Source organism: Pseudomonas sp. B21-028 (genome assembly GCF_024749045.1).
Taxonomy (GTDB): domain Bacteria; phylum Pseudomonadota; class Gammaproteobacteria; order Pseudomonadales; family Pseudomonadaceae; genus Aquipseudomonas.
In genome coordinates, this window is the sequence record NZ_CP087184.1 from 5,097,312 (window position 1) to 5,114,291 (window position 16,980).

Here is a 16,980-nt window from a genome sequence, read left to right on the forward strand (position 1 = left end):
GATGAAATGCGACCCCACTCTCTATCGCGCGACGCCGCCATCACTTGCCGTGAAACCCCGCCTGATCCGCCATCTGTTCCTGCCGCCGTTGATCATCGCGCTGACGATCGGCCTGGGTTACCTTGGTTTCTGGATCAGCGAGCACTATGGCATTCGCGGTCTTGCCGAGAATGGCGAGCGCCAGCTGGAATTGCACGCCCGCGCGGTCGAGAGCGAGATCAGCAAATACACCTACCTGCCCAGCCTGCTGGAGCTTGAATCCAGCGTCTCGCAACTGCTCGACGACCCGACACCGGAACATCGCAAGACCGTCAACGAATACCTCGAAGGCCTGAACCGCCGCAGCCTCAGCCGGGCTATCTACGTGATGGACACCACCGGCCGGGTCATGGCCACCAGCAACTGGCGCGACGTCGACAGCTACCTGGGCGAAGACCTGTCCTTCCGCGCCTATTTCCAGAACGCCGTCCGCGGCCAGCCGGGACGCTTCTACGGCATCGGCAGCACCAATGGCGAGCCTGGCTATTACCTGGCCCATGGCCTCGAACAACAGGGCAAGATCATCGGCGTCGCCGTGGTCAAGGTACGACTCGAAGCCATGGAGGAGCGCTGGCAACGGGCACGCCTGGAGGCCTTCGTCAGCGACGAGAACGGCATCATCATCCTCTCCAGCGATCCGGCACGACGGCTCAAGTCCGTGCGTCCGCTGAGTGACGATACCAAGGAACGCCTGGCCCGCAGCCTGCAGTATTACTGGTTCCCGCTGAACGAACTGATCCCCCTGGCCCGGGAGCGGCTGACCGAAGGCATGGAGAAACTGACCTTCCCGGCCAACACCGAAGTGGCCGCCGAGAAGCAGGCCATCAGTTACCTCTCGCAGACCCGGCCCCTGAACGACACGCCGTGGAATTTCACCCTGCTGACCCCCCTTGAAGACCTGCGACGCCAATCGATCAACCAGGGCATCCTGGTGGCCGTGGCCTTCGCCCTGGTGGCGTTCCTGTTGATCGCCTGGAACGAACGGCGCAAGGTCATCGCCACCCGCCTCGCCGCCCGCGAAGCCTTGCAGGAAGCCAACAGCCAGCTCGAGCGTCGGATTACCGAACGCACCACCGATCTGCGGGCCAGCAACGATCGGCTCAAGAGCCAGATCCGCGAACGCCGGCAGGCTGAAGAAACGTTGCGCCGGGCCCAGGACGAACTGGTACAGGCCGGCAAACTGGCCGCCATCGGCCAGATGTCCACTAGCATCGCCCACGAGCTCAACCAGCCGCTGGCCGCGCTGCGCACCTTGTCCGGCAACACCGTGCGCTTCCTGGAACGCGGCCAGCTGGATACCGCCAGCGCCAACCTGAAGACCATCAACGAACTGATCGATCGCATGGGCCGGATTACCGCCAGCCTGCGTTCCTTCGCCCGGCGCGGCGACGACAAGGGCCGGGCCAGCCTCGGCAAGGCCGTCGAGGCCGCCCTGCAACTGCTGGCCGGTCGCCTTGAAAGCCAGGGTATCCAGGTGCATGCCGGCTTCGATGACATCCAGGTGCAGATCGACCAGACGCGCCTGGAGCAGATCCTGGTGAACCTGATCGGCAACGCCCTGGACGCCATGCAGGATCGGCCCGAGCCACGGCTGTGGCTCGAAGGCCAGGCCCAGGATGGAAAATATCGCCTGCGGGTACGGGACAATGGCCACGGTATCGATCCGGAAACGCGCAAGCATCTGTTCGAACCCTTCTTCACCACCAAACCCGGCGAACAAGGCCTGGGCCTCGGCCTGACACTCTCGGCGAGCCTGGCCGCCGCCGCTGGCGGGCACCTGGATGTCGAGCAACCGGATGGCGGTGGCAGTACCTTTGTCCTCAGTTTACCGTTGGTAAGCCCTTTATCTGCCGAGCCGCTATGAACAACGACCTGAGCGTACTGATCGTCGAAGACGATCCCCATGTCCTGCTGGGCTGCCAGCAGGCCCTGGCCCTGGAAGACATTCCCTGCGTCGGCGTGGGCAGCGCCGAGGACGCCCTGGCGCAGGTCGGCGATGACTTTGCCGGCATCGTCATCAGTGACATCCGCCTGCCGGGCATCGATGGCCTGGAGCTGCTGACCCGTCTCAAGGCCCGGGACCGCAGCCTGCCGGTGGTGCTGATCACCGGTCACGGCGACATCTCCATGGCGGTGGACGCCATGCAGAAAGGTGCCTACGACTTCATGGAGAAGCCCTTTTCCCCCGAACGCCTGGTGGACGTCGCCCGCCGCGCCCTGGAAAAGCGCAGCCTGGCCCGAGAGGTGACGTCACTGCGCCGGCAACTGGCCGAACGCGACTCCCTGGAAGGCCGGATCATCGGTCGCTCGCCGGCCATGCAGCACTTGCGGGAATTGATCGCCAACGTCGCCGATACGTCGGCCAACGTGCTAATCGAAGGCGAAACCGGTACCGGTAAGGAACTGGTCGCCCGCTGCCTGCACGATTTCAGCCGACGCCACGGCAAACAGTTCGTCGCGCTGAACTGCGGCGGTTTGCCGGAGAACCTGTTCGAAAGCGAGATCTTCGGCCATGAAGCCAATGCCTTCACCGGTGCCGGCAAGCGTCGGATCGGCAAGATCGAGCACGCCGACGGCGGCACGCTGTTTCTCGATGAAGTGGAAAGCATGCCCCTGCCCTTGCAAATCAAGCTGCTGCGCGTACTGCAGGAACGCACCCTCGAACGGCTGGGTTCGAACCAGAGCGTGGCCGTGGATTGCCGGGTGATCGCCGCGACCAAGTCCGACCTGGATGAACTGGGGCGGGCCGGACAGTTTCGCAGCGACCTGTATTACCGCCTCAACGTGGTGACCCTGGAACTGCCGCCGCTGCGCGAACGGCGCGAAGACATCCTGCAACTGTTCGAGCATTTTCTTCAGCAGTCGTCCCTGCGCTTCGACCGTACGGCGCCGGAGCTGGACAACCAGACCCTGTCCAACCTGATGAGCCACGACTGGCCGGGCAACGTGCGGGAGCTGCGCAACGTCGCCGAACGCTTCGCCCTCGGCCTGCCGGCCTTCAAGAAATCCGGGGCCAGCGGCGCCAGCCAGGGCCTGGCCTTTGCCGAAGCGGTGGAAGCTTTCGAGCGCAACCTGCTGGTCGACGCTCTGCAACGCAGCGGCGGCAACCTGACCCAGGCCAGCCTGGAACTGGGGATGGCCAAGACCACGCTGTTCGACAAAGTCAAAAAGTATGGCCTGAGCCATTAACCGGGGACGATGAAACCGTGGACCTGATTTTCAAGGCCGCGCTCGGCGCGGCGGTGGTGGTGATCCTGGCGATGCTCGCCAAGACCCGCAACTATTACATCGCCGGGCTGGTGCCGCTGTTCCCCACCTTTGCCCTGATCGCCCACTACATCGTCGGCAAGGGCCGCTCGGTTGACGACCTGAAGACCACCATCGTGTTTGGCATGTGGTCGATCATTCCCTACTTCGTCTATCTGGCAACGCTGTACATCATGGTCGACCGCATGCGCCTCGAGGCTTCGCTGGCCGTGGCGGCCGTGGCCTGGCTGATGGCGGCGACGGTGCTGGTCAGCGTCTGGGTGAGGGTTCACGGCTGAATGTTGGCGGCTCCCACAGGGGCCGGTGTGACCGCGGTCTCTGCGATCAACCATGACATGGTGGGAGCGAGCCTGCTCGCGATGGCGTCGGATCAGTAGCCGACGGTGAACCGCGCGCGCGAGAACTGCGGTGCTTCCACTTCATCGATCATCGCAATGGCGTAGTCGGCAAAGCTGATCCAGCTGCGCCCGGTGGCGTCGAACATCAGGTGATCCTTGCCGAGCCGGAACTGGCCGGTGCGTCCGGTTTCGACGAACTCCGCCGAGGGCGAGAGGAAGGTCCAGTCCAGGTCCTGCTCCTTGCGCAGCACATCCAGGAACAGCGCACCAGCGGTGGCTTCGGCGAGGTATTCCTCAGGGAAGCCCTCGCTGTCGATCACCCGGCTGTTGTCCGGCAGCAGCAACGAGCCGGCGCCGCCCACCACCAGCAACCGCTTGACCCCGGCGGCCTTCAGCGGCGCGACGATCTTGTCGGCCGATACGGTGGCAAAGTGGGCGGCGCTGATCACCACGTCGTGACCGGCAACCGCTGCGGTCAACGCCTCGCTGTCCAGTACGTCCAGTTGCTTGCAGGTCACCCCGGCCCTTTCCCCGATTTTCGCGGTGCTACGGGCGATGGCCGTCACGCTGTGACCGCGACGCAGGGCTTCTTCCATCAGTTGGCTGCCGGCACGACCGGTGGCGCCGATGATTGCGATTTTGCTCATGGTGTTCTCCTGTGATTAACGATGTTTGACAGAATACTGTTGTGAATACAAAGCCTGTGGGAGCAAAGCTTGCTCGCGATACAGACGCCGCGATTTCAGAAAGACCGCATCAAATTCATCGCGGGCAAGCCTTGCTTCCACAGGCCTTGCTCCTGCATAACAAGAACAAGTCCCTCACCACTTCATCTCACCCTTCGCCACCTTGGCACTGAGCGCCAGGGAGCTGTCGTCGCCCAGGTTCGGATAACGTTGTTTCATGGCGGCGATCAGCGCAGCGGAATCCTTGGCCCGGGCGGTCTCTTCGTCGAACGCCTTGATGTAGCCGGCGGTGAAGGTGACCGCGGCCAGGGAGCGACTGCTCTCGCCCAGGTAATGGCCTGGAATGACGGTGCTCGGCTGCAACTTCTCAATGCCGGCCAGCGTCGCCAGCCAGTCCTTATGGGACTGCGGCGTCTGGGTATCGGCCATCCAGACATGAATGTTCTCGGCCACCACCACTCCGCCGACTACGGCCTTGATCGATGGAATCCACAGGAAACTGCGGTCCGGTTGCGGACCGTCGAGGCCGACGACCTGCAAACGCTGGCCTTCCAGCATCAAGCTGTCGCCCTTGAGCACCTGAGGCACGACCGCCTTGGCCGGCGCGTCGGCCTTCAGGATCGGACCCCAGTATTGAAGCTTGCCGTCGACGGTCTGCTTGATGTGCTCGACGGTTGGCGCAGACGCCAGCACCTTGGCTTCCGGGAACGCGGCGGTCAGGGTTTCCAGGCCGAAATAGTAGTCCGGGTCGCCATGGCTGATATAAATCGCGGTCAGTTGCTTGCCGCTGGCGCGGATTTTCTGCACCACCTGTTCAGCCTGGGATTTGCCGAACTGGGCATCCACCAGAATCGCCTCCTTTGCGCCGCTGACCAGTACCGAGGTCACCGGAAACACCGCTGCCTCGCCAGGATTGTAGACGTCGAGCGTGAGGTCGGCGGCCCAGGCATGGGCGGTGAAGACCAGGCCGGCGGTTGCCAGCAACAGGCGCTTGAGTGAGGTGCTTGCGGTCATGCTGTGCTCCGTTTTTTATGGGCCCGAAGGCAATGGAACGGAGCTTAGTCATCTGGTTCGTTCCCAAAAATGCGATGCTACGACATAGTTTGTTTCTGAAAGCGGGCAAATCATGGATCGTCTACAAGCAATGCGGGTGTTTGTCGCCGTGGTGGACCTGGGCAGCCAGTCGGCCGCGGCCGAATACCTGGACCTGTCGCGGCCGGTGGTCTCGCGGTATCTGGCGGAGCTGGAGGACTGGGTCGGTGCCCGGCTTATGCACCGCACCACCCGCAAGCTGAGCCTGACGGCCGCAGGCCTGGAGACATTGCCGCGCTGCCGGCAGATGCTGGAGCTGTCCAGCGACATGCAGGCGGCCGTCAGCGCACCCGACGATGCCCCACGGGGCATATTGCGCATCAGCGCCAGCACCTCGTTCGGCCAGGCCCAGTTGGCAGCGGCGATCGCCGAGTACGTCAACCGGTACCCGGGGGTGAGTGTCGACCTGCAAATGCTGGATCGCACCATGAACCTGGTGGACGAGCGCATCGACCTGGCGATCCGCATGAGCAACGACCTGGATCCCAACCTGATCGCCCGGCGCCTCACCGTCTGCCGCTCGGTGATCTGCGCCTCGCCCGGTTACCTGCGCGAACACCCGGCCCCGCAACGGGTCGAGGACCTGAGCCGGCACAATTGCCTGACCCACTCCTACGTGGGCAAGAGCCTCTGGCATTTCGAACAGGACGGCGAGCAGGTCTCGGTGCCGGTACAGGGCAATATCAGCGGCAATGACGCCAGCACCTTGCTACGGGCGACCATGGCCGGCGCCGGCGTGGCAATGCTGCCCAGCTACCAGGCCGGCGCCCACATCAAGAGCGATGAGCTGGTTCGCCTGCTGGCCCACGCCGAACCCCGGCAGATGAACATGTACGCGGTGTACGCATCACGCCGGCACATGCCCTCGGCGCTGCGCAGCCTGGTGGATTTCCTGGTGGTGAGGTTTCCCGAGCCGCCGGAGTGGGATGTGGGGTTGTAGAAACACTTCCTCACCACTGCCCCCTGTGGGAGCGAGCCTGCTCGCGATGGCGATGTGTCAGTTGCGCAAATGTTGACTGATACTCCGCCATCGCGAGCAGGCTCGCTCCCACAAGGGGGCAATACAACTCTCAAGTCGTGCACCTGGATTCCACCAACAGCCCGCCCCAAGGCATACTTGCCACCCTCCGTATTCCAGAACCCGAAACCGCCCCATGCGTATCCACGTCAGTTTCATCGACCGCGTCGGCATCACCCAGGAAGTCCTGGCGTTGCTGGGTGGGCGCAACCTCAATCTGGATGCGGTGGAGATGGTGCCGCCCAACGTCTACATCGACGCCCCGACCCTCAGCCCGCAGGTGCTGGACGAGCTGCGCGAGGCGCTGTTCAGCGTGCGCGGGGTGCAGGCGGTCACCGTGGTGGATATCCTGCCGGGCCAGCGTCGGCATCTGCAGCTCGATGCCCTGCTGGCGGCCATGACCGACCCGGTGCTGGCCCTCGACAGCGCCGGCAACGTATTGCTCGCCAACCCCGCGCTGATCGCCCTGTACGGTCGGGAACCGGCCGGCGAGAGCGTGGCCGGGCTGTTCGGGGACGAGGCGCTGTTGGGCACCTTGCTGGAGAACGGCTTTCGCCTGCCGCTGCGGGAAATCACCCTCAATGGCCAGACCTGGCTGCTGGACGCCACGCCCATCACCGACGCCGGTGCGCTGCTCACGTTGTATCAGCCGAACCGCATCGGCGAACGCCTGTCGGCGCTGCACCACGACCATGCCGAAGGGTTTGACGCGCTGCTCGGCGACTCCCCGGCGATCCGCACCCTCAAGGCCCGGGCGCAGCGGGTTGCGGCGCTGGATGCACCGCTGTTGATCCAGGGCGAGACCGGCACCGGCAAGGAGCTGGTGGCCCGGGCCTGCCATGCCATCAGCACGCGGCACGGCGCACCGTTCCTGGCCCTGAACTGCGCCGCGCTGCCGGAAAACCTGGCCGAAAGCGAACTGTTCGGCTACGCCCCCGGCGCCTTTACCGGCGCCCAACGCGGCGGCAAACCGGGACTGATGGAACTGGCAAACCAGGGCACGGTGTTCCTCGACGAAATCGGTGAGATGTCGCCGTACCTGCAAGCCAAGCTGCTGCGTTTCCTCAACGACGGCAGCTTCCGCCGGGTCGGCGGCGACCGGGAAATCAAGGTCAACGTGCGGATCCTCAGCGCGACCCATCGCAACCTGGAGAAAATGGTCAACGAGGGATCGTTCCGCGAAGACCTGTTCTATCGCCTGAACGTACTCAACGTCGAAGTTCCGCCACTGCGTGAGCGCGGCCAGGACATCCTCCTGCTGGCCCGGTATTTCATGCAGCAGGCCTGTGCCCAGATCCAGCGCCCGGTCTGTCGCCTGGCCCCCGGCACCTACCCGGCGCTGCTGGGCAACCGCTGGCCCGGCAACGTGCGACAACTGCAGAACGTGATTTTCCGCGCCGCGGCCATCTGCGAGAGCAGCCTGGTGGACATCGGCGACCTGGACATCGCCGGCACCTCCGTGGCGCGACAAGGCGATGTGGACGTCGAAAGCCTGGAGCAGGCCGTGGAAACCTTCGAGAAACACCTGCTCGAAAGCCTCTACGTCAACTACCCGTCCACCCGCCAACTCGCCAGTCGCCTGCAAACCTCCCACACGGCGATTGCTCATCGGTTGCGCAAGTATGGGATTCCCAATAAATAAGGCCCTGTGGGAGCGAGCCTGCTCGCGATGGCGGCGTGTCAGCTACAGAAATATTGGCTGATACTCCGCCATCGCGAGCAGGCTCGCTCCCACAGGGACGGCGCGCGCCTGGACCCATACAAAAACGACCTCCATCTGTACTGAAAGCGCTACAGCGGAACGATATCGCTACAGCAAGCGGTAAACTGCGCCGTATAAGGCTTTGATCCCACAATCATTTTTTACAGGCACGACACTGTAGCGATTTCGCTACAGACATAGCCGACCGCATCCTTCAAACCCCCTTCAAATCATTGATCCATAAGCACTTATCGATATTGGCCGCATTCTTGCTATGGGTATAACCATATGGCCGGGTCATGTCCCGCGCCTTTTTTCGCGTCCACCAGACGATCTGGCCCCAGGAGTTTCCATGAGCGAGTTGCGTTTCACTGAAGATCACGAATGGCTGCGCGCCGAAGCCGATGGCAGCGTCACAGTCGGCATCACCGCGTTTGCACAGAACGCTTTGGGCGATGTGGTCTATGTTCAGTTACCGGAACTGCAAACCTACGCCAAGGGTGACGAAGCCTCTACCGTGGAATCGGTGAAGGCCGCCAGCGGTGTCTACATGCCGCTGGACGGCGACGTGCTGGAAGTCAACCCGGCCCTGGAAAGCAATCCTGAACTGGTCAACGAAGATCCGCTGGGCGAAGGCTGGTTTTTCCGTTTCAAGCCAGCCAATGCCGCTGAAGTTGGCCAACTGCTGGATCAGGACGCCTATGACCGCCTGATCAAAGCCAACGCCGAAGCCTGAGGAGCGCCACATGACCGTTAATCTGGGCACCGCCAACGAATTCATCGCCCGTCATATCGGCCCACGGGCCAGCGACGAGCAAGCCATGCTCGAACGCCTGGGCTACGACTCCCTGGAAGCCCTGAGCGCCAGCGTCATCCCTGAGAGCATCAAGGGCACCAGCGTGCTGGAGATGGGTGACGGCCAGAGCGAAGCCGATGCACTGGCCTCGATCAAGGCCATCGCCGCCAAGAACCAACTGTTCAAGACCTACATCGGCCAGGGCTACTACAACTGCCACACGCCGGCACCGATCCTGCGCAACCTGCTGGAAAACCCGGCCTGGTACACCGCCTACACGCCGTACCAACCGGAAATTTCCCAGGGTCGTCTCGAAGCGCTGCTGAACTTCCAGACCCTGATCAGCGACCTCACCGGCCTGCCGATTGCCAACGCCTCCCTGCTGGACGAAGCCACCGCCGCCGCCGAGGCCATGACCTTCTGCAAGCGCCTGAGCAAGAACAAGGGTAGCAACGCCTTCTTCGCCTCGCGTCATTGCCACCCGCAGACCCTCGACGTGCTGCGCACCCGTGCCGAGCCTCTGGGCATCGACGTAGTGGTCGGCGACGAACGCGAGCTGACCGATGCCAGCCCGTTCTTCGGCGCGCTGTTGCAATACCCGGCCAGCAACGGCGACCTGTTCGACTACCGCGAATTGACCGACCGCTTCCACGGGGCCAACGCCCTGGTAGCGGTCGCGGCTGATCTGCTGGCCCTGACCCTGCTGACCCCGCCAGGTGAATTCGGCGCCGATGTCGCCATCGGCAGCGCCCAACGCTTCGGCGTACCACTGGGTTTCGGCGGCCCGCACGCGGCGTATTTCTCCACCAAGGATGCCTTCAAGCGCGACATGCCAGGCCGCCTGGTCGGGGTGTCCGTGGACCGTTTCGGCAAGCCGGCTCTGCGCCTGGCGATGCAGACCCGCGAGCAACACATCCGTCGCGAGAAAGCCACCAGCAACATCTGCACCGCCCAGGTGCTGCTGGCGAACATCGCCAGCATGTACGCGGTGTACCACGGTCCCAAGGGCCTGGTGCAAATCGCCAACCGCATCCATCACCTGACCGCGATCCTCGCCAAGGGCCTGGGCGCGTTGGGCGTGAGCGTCGAACAGGACAGCTTCTTCGACACCCTGACCCTGCACACCGGCGCGCAAACCGCCGCCCTGCACGACCAGGCCCGCGCCCAACGCATCAACCTGCGCGTAGTAGACGCTGAACGCCTGGGCCTGTCCCTGGACGAAACCACCTGCCAGGCCGACATCGAAACCCTCTGGCGCGTGTTGGCCGACGGCAAGGCCCTGCCGGACTTCGCCGCCCTGGCTGCCAGCGTGCAGAGCCGCATCCCCGCCGAGCTGATGCGCCAGTCGCCGGTGCTCAGCCACCCGGTGTTCAACCGCTACCATTCCGAAACCGAGCTGATGCGCTACCTGCGCAAGCTCGCCGACAAGGACCTGGCCCTGGATCGCACCATGATCCCGCTGGGTTCCTGCACCATGAAACTCAACGCCGCCAGCGAAATGATCCCGGTGACCTGGGCCGAATTCGGTGCCCTGCACCCATTCGCCCCAGCCGAGCAGAGCGCCGGTTACCAGCAGTTGACCGATGAACTGGAAGCCATGCTTTGTGCCGCCACCGGTTACGACGCGGTGTCGCTGCAACCCAACGCCGGTTCCCAGGGTGAATACGCCGGCCTGCTGGCAATCCGTGCCTATCACCAGAGCCGTGGCGAAGAGCGTCGCGACATCTGCCTGATCCCTTCGTCGGCCCACGGCACCAACCCGGCCACCGCCAACATGGCTGGCATGCGCGTAGTGGTTACCGCCTGCGATGCCCGTGGCAACGTCGACATCGAAGACCTGCGGGCCAAGGCCATCGAGCACCGCGAACACCTCGCCGCGCTGATGATCACCTACCCGTCCACCCACGGTGTGTTCGAAGAAGGCATCCGCGAAATCTGCGGCATCGTCCATGACAACGGCGGCCAGGTGTACATCGACGGCGCCAACATGAACGCCATGGTCGGCCTCTGTGCGCCAGGCAAGTTCGGCGGCGACGTATCGCACCTGAACCTGCACAAGACGTTCTGCATCCCCCACGGCGGTGGCGGCCCGGGCGTCGGCCCGATTGGCGTCAAATCGCACCTGGCGCCTTTCCTGCCGGGCCACGCCAACATGGAACGCAAGGAAGGCGCGGTGTGTGCGGCGCCGTTCGGCAGCGCCAGCATCCTGCCGATCACCTGGATGTACATCCGCATGATGGGTGGCGCGGGCCTCAAGCGCGCCTCGCAACTGGCGATCCTCAATGCCAACTACATCGCCCGTCGCCTGGAGGAGCACTACCCGGTGCTCTATACCGGCAGCAACGGCCTGGTGGCCCACGAGTGCATCCTCGACCTGCGCCCACTCAAGGACAGCAGCGGTATCAGCGTCGATGACGTGGCCAAGCGCTTGATCGACTTTGGTTTCCACGCCCCGACCATGTCGTTCCCGGTGGCCGGCACGCTGATGATCGAGCCGACCGAAAGCGAATCCAGAGAAGAACTGGACCGCTTCTGCGACGCCATGATCTGCATCCGCGAAGAAATCCGCGCGGTGGAAAACGGCAGCTTGGACAAGGACGACAACCCGCTGAAAAACGCCCCGCACACCGCGGCGGAAATCGTCGGCGAGTGGACTCACCCCTACAGCCGCGAACAGGCGGTGTACCCGGTCGCATCGTTGATCGAAGGCAAATACTGGCCGCCAGTGGGCCGGGTCGACAATGTGTTCGGCGACCGCAACCTGGTCTGCGCCTGTCCGTCGATCGAAAGCTACGCTTAAAGAAGCAGCGGCAAGTGACGAGCCGCAAGCTGCAAGTTAGACCCACTCTGCTTTTAACTTGCAGCTTGTAGCTTGAAGCTCCTAGCTGCTCCCCAAGGAGCCTCCTATGTCGTTAAGCGTGTTCGACCTGTTCAAGATCGGTATCGGCCCTTCCAGCTCCCATACGGTCGGCCCGATGCGTGCCGCTGCCCGTTTCGTCGAAGGGCTGCGTCGTGATGACCTGCTTGAGACCATTACCAGCGTCAAAGTGGAGCTGTACGGCTCCCTCGGCGCCACCGGCAAGGGCCACGGCAGTGACAAGGCCGTGCTGCTGGGCCTGGAAGGTGAACACCCGGACACCGTGGACACCGAAACGGTGAACGCCCGCCTACAGGACATTCGCGGCAACGGTCGCTTGAACCTGCTGGGCCAGCACCCCATCGAATTCAACGAAAAACTGCACTTGGCGATGATTCGCAAGCCACTGCCCTTCCATCCCAATGGCATGATCTTCCGCGCCTTCGACGGCGCGGGCCTGCAAGTGCGCAGCCGCGAGTATTACTCGGTGGGAGGCGGGTTCGTCGTCGATGAAGACGCCGCCGGCGCCGACCGTATCGTCGAAGACGCCACGCCCCTGACCTTCCCGTTCAAAAGCGCGAAGGACCTGCTGGGGCATTGCAGCACCTATGGCCTGTCCATCAGCCAGGTGATGCTGACCAACGAAAGCGCCTGGCGCCCCGAAGCCGAAACCCGCGCCGGTCTGCTGAAGATCTGGCAAGTGATGCAGGATTGCGTGGCGGCCGGGTGTCGCAACGAAGGGATCCTGCCGGGCGGGCTGAAGGTCAAGCGACGGGCAGCGGCGCTGCACCGTCAGCTGTGCAAGAACCCCGAAGCATCGCTGCGCGACCCGTTGTCGGTGCTGGACTGGGTCAACCTGTACGCCCTGGCCGTCAACGAAGAAAACGCCTTTGGCGGCCGCGTCGTCACCGCCCCCACCAACGGCGCGGCGGGGATCATCCCGGCCGTGCTGCATTACTACATGCGTTTCATCCCCGGGGCCAACGAGGACGGCGTGGTGCGGTTCCTGCTGACTGCCGCCGCCATTGGCATCCTGTACAAGGAAAATGCCTCCATTTCCGGTGCCGAGGTCGGTTGCCAGGGTGAAGTCGGCGTTGCCTGCTCCATGGCCGCCGGTGCCTTGTGCGAAGTCCTGGGCGGCACGGTGCAGCAAGTGGAAAACGCCGCTGAAATCGGCATGGAACACAACCTCGGCCTGACCTGCGACCCGATCGGCGGCCTGGTGCAGGTGCCCTGTATCGAACGCAACGCCATGGGCTCGGTGAAAGCCATCAACGCGGTGCGCATGGCCATGCGCGGCGACGGGCATCACTTCGTGTCCCTCGACAAGGTCATCCGCACCATGCGCCAGACCGGCGCCGATATGAAAAGCAAATACAAGGAGACCGCCCGCGGCGGTCTGGCGGTCAACATCATCGAATGCTGATGCGCGCCTCTCTTCATTTTTCCAGGAGCTGATATGTCCACCGAACAACTGCTGAAGACCCCGCTGCATGCCCTGCACCTAGAACTCGGCGCCCGCATGGTGCCGTTCGCTGGCTACGACATGCCGGTGCAGTACCCATTGGGGGTCATGAAAGAACATCAGCACACCCGCGATCAGGCCGGGTTGTTCGACGTGTCCCACATGGGCCAGATCCGCCTGACCGGCCCGGGCGCCGCCCAGGCCCTGGAAACCCTGGTGCCGGTGGACATCATCGACCTGCCGGTGGGCATGCAGCGCTACGCCATGTTCACCAACGACAATGGCGGCATTCTCGACGACCTGATGGTCGCCAACCTGGGCAACGACGAGCTGTTCCTGGTGGTCAACGCAGCGTGCAAGGACCAGGACCTGGCCCATCTGCGCACTCACATTGGCGGTCAGTGCGACATCGAGCCGCTGTTCGAGGCCCGCGCCCTGCTCGCCCTGCAAGGTCCGGCTGCCGTCACCGTGCTGGCTCGCCTGGCACCGGACGTGGCGAAAATGACCTTCATGCAGTTCCAGCGCGTCACGCTGCTGGGCGTGGACTGCTTTGTCAGCCGTTCGGGCTACACCGGTGAAGACGGTTTCGAAATCTCCGTGCCCGCCGCCGATGCGGAAAAACTCGCCCGTGCCCTGCTGGCGGAACCGGAAGTGGCCGCCATCGGCCTCGGCGCCCGTGACTCCCTGCGCCTGGAAGCCGGCCTGTGCCTCTACGGCCACGACATGAACACCGACACAACGCCGATCGAAGCCAGCCTGCTGTGGGCCATTTCCAAGGTCCGCCGCGCCGACGGCGCCCGCGCCGGTGGCTTCCCGGGCGCTGAAACCGTGTTCGCCCAGCAACACAATGGCGTGAGCCGTAAACGCGTCGGCCTGCTGCCCCAGGAACGCACCCCGGTGCGCGAAGGCGCGGAAATCGTCAACGAGGCTGGCGAGATCATCGGCACGGTGTGCAGCGGCGGCTTCGGTCCGACCCTGGGTGGTCCTTTGGCGATGGGTTATCTGGACGCCGCCTATATCGCCCTGGAAACGCCCGTCTGGGCCATTGTCCGTGGGAAAAGGGTGCCTTTGCTTGTAAGCAAAATGCCATTCGTTGCACAACGCTACTACCGCGGCTGATTGACTGTTTCTATAAGTAACGCGATTGCGTTATACGTGCACTAATGTGTAACGCAATCGCCATAAGAAGGTGCTTCTATCTTCTATTGAACGGTGTTTATAACGCTGGCAAACAATTGAACTAGCCTATCGATTAAGCCCAGGCCAGCGAAGCGCATAAATGGCGCAAAGCTTAGGAAAACCGGGCCCTTCAGAGGGGGTTGTTTTTTCATTCGTAGTTGGCGTAGAGTTTGGTCACTGTGTTTGCATGGGTCGCTTGGAATCGTGACCTGGGCAGTAGCCTATGAAGTTCGCTACATCCCGTTCGACGTCTCTTACTTTCCTGCAACCCAGCCCCAGTACTCTTTCCAGTGAAAGAGGCTGTCATCAATTTAAGCGTCAAAGGAAATAAGAAAATGGCTGAGCGTCAGAGCGGTACCGTCAAGTGGTTCAACGACGAAAAGGGTTTTGGTTTTATCACTCCTGAAAGCGGTCCGGATCTGTTCGTACATTTCCGTGCCATCCAGGGCAACGGCTTCAAGAGCCTTAAGGAAGGCCAGAAGGTCACCTTCGTTGCCGTGCAGGGCCAGAAAGGCATGCAGGCTGACGAGGTTATCGGCGAAGTCTAAGCTTTCGCGCCCCCAGAAGCCCCTGATTGATATCAGGGGCTTTTTTATGGGCGTAAATCCGTAGAATGAGCTCTTTTTGGTCCGAGGCCGTCATGCCGAAACACCTGCTCACCCCTCAGGGCGACTTTCCCCCCGTCGGCCTGGGTCGTCGCCTGGCGGCGATGTTCTATGACTTCCTGCTGTGCACGGCGTTGCTGATCGTCACCAGCGGCGTCTACAAGATGATCCAGATGGGAATCATCGGCGAAGAGAAAATGCGCACCCTCACCGAAGCCGGCGCACTGGATGGCGACCCCCTGCTGTCCACCGTGCTGCTGTTCGTGCTGTTCGGTTTCTTCGCCAAGTTCTGGACGCATAACGGCCAGACCCTGGGCATGCAGGTGTGGGGCATCCGCGTACAGAACGCCGATGGCACGGCCATCAGCCTGTGGCAGGCGTTGTTGCGGTTCGTGGTGTCGATTGCCTCATGGCTGCCGGTGGGGCTGGGCTTCTTCTGGTCGCTGATCGACAAGCGCAAGCGCAGCTGGCATGACATCTACTCGGATACGCAACTGGTGCGGGTTCCCAAGAAGACTCGATGACAAGCACTGCTTCGGCAAGTGGAATTCATTGTGGCGAGGGGATTTATCCCCGCTGGGCTGCAAAGCAGCCCCAAAATCATGCAACTCGGCGAGTCAGGCAGATTGACTCGGCTGTGATGGGGGCTGCTTCGCAGCCCAGCGGGGATAAATCCCCTCGCCACAGATAAATCCCCTCGCCACAGGAGACAGCTTGCGTCAGGCGTTACCGGCCAGCTTCATCCGCGCCGCCTGGGTGAAGTCCAGCATGCGCTTGAGCGGGCGAATGGCCTGGGGAATCAGCGCCGGGTCGACGAAGATCTCATTGGTGCCTTCCTGCAAGCTCTTGAGGGTACGCTCCAGGGTATTCATCGCCATCCACGGGCAATGCGCGCAACTGCGGCAGGCCGCGCCGTTGCCGGCGGTTGGGGCTTCGATGAAGACCTTGTCCGGGCACAGCTGCTGCATCTTGTAGAAGATGCCGCGGTCAGTGGCAACGATCAGCGTCTTGTTCGGCAGGCTCTGGGCCGCGGCGATCAGTTGGCTGGTGGAGCCCACGGCGTCCGCCAGTTCGATCACCGAAGTCGGCGACTCCGGGTGCACCAGGATCGCGGCGTCCGGGTACAGGGCCTTCATGTCCTCCAATTGCTTGGACTTGAACTCCTCGTGGACGATGCAGGCGCCGTCCCAGAGCAGCATGTCGGCGCCGGTCTTGCGCTGGATGTACGTGCCCAGGTGCTTGTCCGGGCCCCAGATGATTGTCTCGCCGTTGTCCATCAGGCTCTCGACGATTTCCAGCGCGCAGCTGGACGTCACGACCCAGTCGGCCCGGGCCTTGACCGCCGCCGACGTGTTGGCATACACCACCACGGTACGCTCCGGGTGCTGGTCGCAGAACGCCGAGAACTCGTCCACCGGGCAACCGAGGTCCAGGGAGCAGGTGGCTTCCAGGGTCGGCATCAGCACGCGTTTTTCAGGATTGAGGATCTTGGCGGTCTCGCCCATGAACCGGACCCCGGCCACCACCACGGTCTTGGCCGGATGGGCGTTGCCGAAGCGGGCCATTTCCAGGGAATCGGACACGCAACCGCCGGTTTCTTCGGCCAGGGCCTGGATGATCGGGTCGCAGTAGAAGTGCGCGACCAGCACCGCGTCCTGAGCCTTGAGCTCGGCGGCGATGGCGGCGCGGTACCAGGCCTCTTGCTCGGCACTCAGCGGCTTGGGCTGCTTGGCGTCGAGGTGAGCCTGGACCAGAAGGCGTTCGGAAATTTGCGTCATGTTCGCAAGACCTGCAGGCGCATTTGCGCGAAAGTCGAGTATACACCCGGCTCCGGACCACTCGGGTACCGCCGGGAAAGTGGGTATCAATCAGGCACGGGACAACGTGAAGCCGGCAAGGCTACAGAATATCCCGCCGATGCAAAAGATCATTCTGA

General features: G+C 63.0%; 14 protein-coding genes. 11 read left to right on the forward strand and 3 right to left on the reverse strand.

Features of this window, described 5'->3' with window-relative positions:
* The first annotated feature begins 1 nt into the window (after position 1).
* From LOY35_RS22020 to LOY35_RS22030, 3 genes are read left to right on the forward strand one after another with little or no spacing between them, the layout of a single operon-like run.
* Complete coding sequence (locus tag LOY35_RS22020) at positions 2–1,903, forward strand: ATP-binding protein (protein WP_258627171.1); 1,902 nt, start codon at positions 2–4, stop codon at positions 1,901–1,903.
* Positions 1,900–3,228, forward strand: coding sequence for a sigma-54 dependent transcriptional regulator (locus LOY35_RS22025; protein WP_258627173.1), 1,329 nt, complete (start codon positions 1,900–1,902; stop codon positions 3,226–3,228). Before LOY35_RS22020 ends, LOY35_RS22025 begins: the two co-directional genes overlap by 4 nt.
* 26 nt (positions 3,229–3,254) lie before the next feature.
* Positions 3,255–3,584 carry a GlpM family protein gene (locus tag LOY35_RS22030; protein WP_170167956.1) on the forward strand — a complete coding sequence of 110 codons (330 nt, stop codon included), beginning with the start codon at positions 3,255–3,257 and terminating at the stop codon, positions 3,582–3,584.
* Between the two features lie 92 nt (positions 3,585–3,676).
* Here the strand turns inward: LOY35_RS22030 and LOY35_RS22035 are convergent, their stop codons facing one another.
* Positions 3,677–4,291, reverse strand: a complete 615-nt coding sequence (locus tag LOY35_RS22035; RefSeq protein ID WP_258627176.1) for an NAD(P)-dependent oxidoreductase — start codon at positions 4,289–4,291, stop codon at positions 3,677–3,679.
* 174 nt (positions 4,292–4,465) lie between these two features.
* Entirely contained in the window at positions 4,466–5,344 is an 879-nt protein-coding gene (locus LOY35_RS22040) for an MBL fold metallo-hydrolase (RefSeq protein ID WP_258627179.1), read from the reverse strand.
* Between the two features lie 112 nt (positions 5,345–5,456).
* Here LOY35_RS22040 and LOY35_RS22045 point away from each other — a divergent pair, with 112 nt between their 5' ends.
* The 8 genes from LOY35_RS22045 to LOY35_RS22080 all read left to right on the forward strand — a co-directional run bounded on the left by LOY35_RS22045 (position 5,457) and on the right by LOY35_RS22080 (position 15,568).
* Positions 5,457–6,362 (forward strand): LysR family transcriptional regulator, encoded by a 906-nt coding sequence (locus LOY35_RS22045; protein ID WP_258627181.1) that lies wholly within the window; start codon positions 5,457–5,459, stop codon positions 6,360–6,362.
* A 214-nt stretch (positions 6,363–6,576) separates the two neighbouring features.
* Complete coding sequence (locus tag LOY35_RS22050) at positions 6,577–8,082, forward strand: sigma-54-dependent transcriptional regulator (protein WP_258627186.1); 1,506 nt, start codon at positions 6,577–6,579, stop codon at positions 8,080–8,082.
* 412 nt (positions 8,083–8,494) lie between these two features.
* Positions 8,495–8,878, forward strand: coding sequence for a glycine cleavage system protein GcvH (gene gcvH / locus LOY35_RS22055; protein WP_175364257.1), 384 nt, complete (start codon positions 8,495–8,497; stop codon positions 8,876–8,878).
* A gap of 10 nt (positions 8,879–8,888) precedes the next feature.
* Complete coding sequence (gene gcvP / locus LOY35_RS22060) at positions 8,889–11,738, forward strand: aminomethyl-transferring glycine dehydrogenase (protein WP_258627190.1); 2,850 nt, start codon at positions 8,889–8,891, stop codon at positions 11,736–11,738.
* A gap of 106 nt (positions 11,739–11,844) precedes the next feature.
* Positions 11,845–13,221, forward strand: a complete 1,377-nt coding sequence (locus LOY35_RS22065) for an L-serine ammonia-lyase (protein ID WP_258627192.1) — start codon at positions 11,845–11,847, stop codon at positions 13,219–13,221.
* A gap of 33 nt (positions 13,222–13,254) precedes the next feature.
* On the forward strand, positions 13,255–14,379 hold the full coding sequence (gene gcvT / locus LOY35_RS22070; protein ID WP_258627197.1) for a glycine cleavage system aminomethyltransferase GcvT: 1,125 nt from the start codon (positions 13,255–13,257) through the stop codon (positions 14,377–14,379).
* Positions 14,380–14,774: 395 nt separating this feature from the next.
* Complete coding sequence (locus LOY35_RS22075) at positions 14,775–14,987, forward strand: cold-shock protein (RefSeq protein ID WP_258627200.1); 213 nt, start codon at positions 14,775–14,777, stop codon at positions 14,985–14,987.
* Between the two features lie 92 nt (positions 14,988–15,079).
* Positions 15,080–15,568: an RDD family protein gene (locus tag LOY35_RS22080; RefSeq protein WP_258627205.1), complete on the forward strand. Its 489-nt coding sequence runs from the start codon at positions 15,080–15,082 to the stop codon at positions 15,566–15,568.
* Positions 15,569–15,763: 195 nt separating this feature from the next.
* Here LOY35_RS22080 and nadA read toward each other — a convergent pair whose 3' ends face one another.
* Positions 15,764–16,822: a quinolinate synthase NadA gene (nadA, locus tag LOY35_RS22085; RefSeq protein ID WP_024779477.1), complete on the reverse strand. Its 1,059-nt coding sequence runs from the start codon at positions 16,820–16,822 to the stop codon at positions 15,764–15,766.
* Between the last annotated feature and the right edge of the window lie 158 nt (positions 16,823–16,980).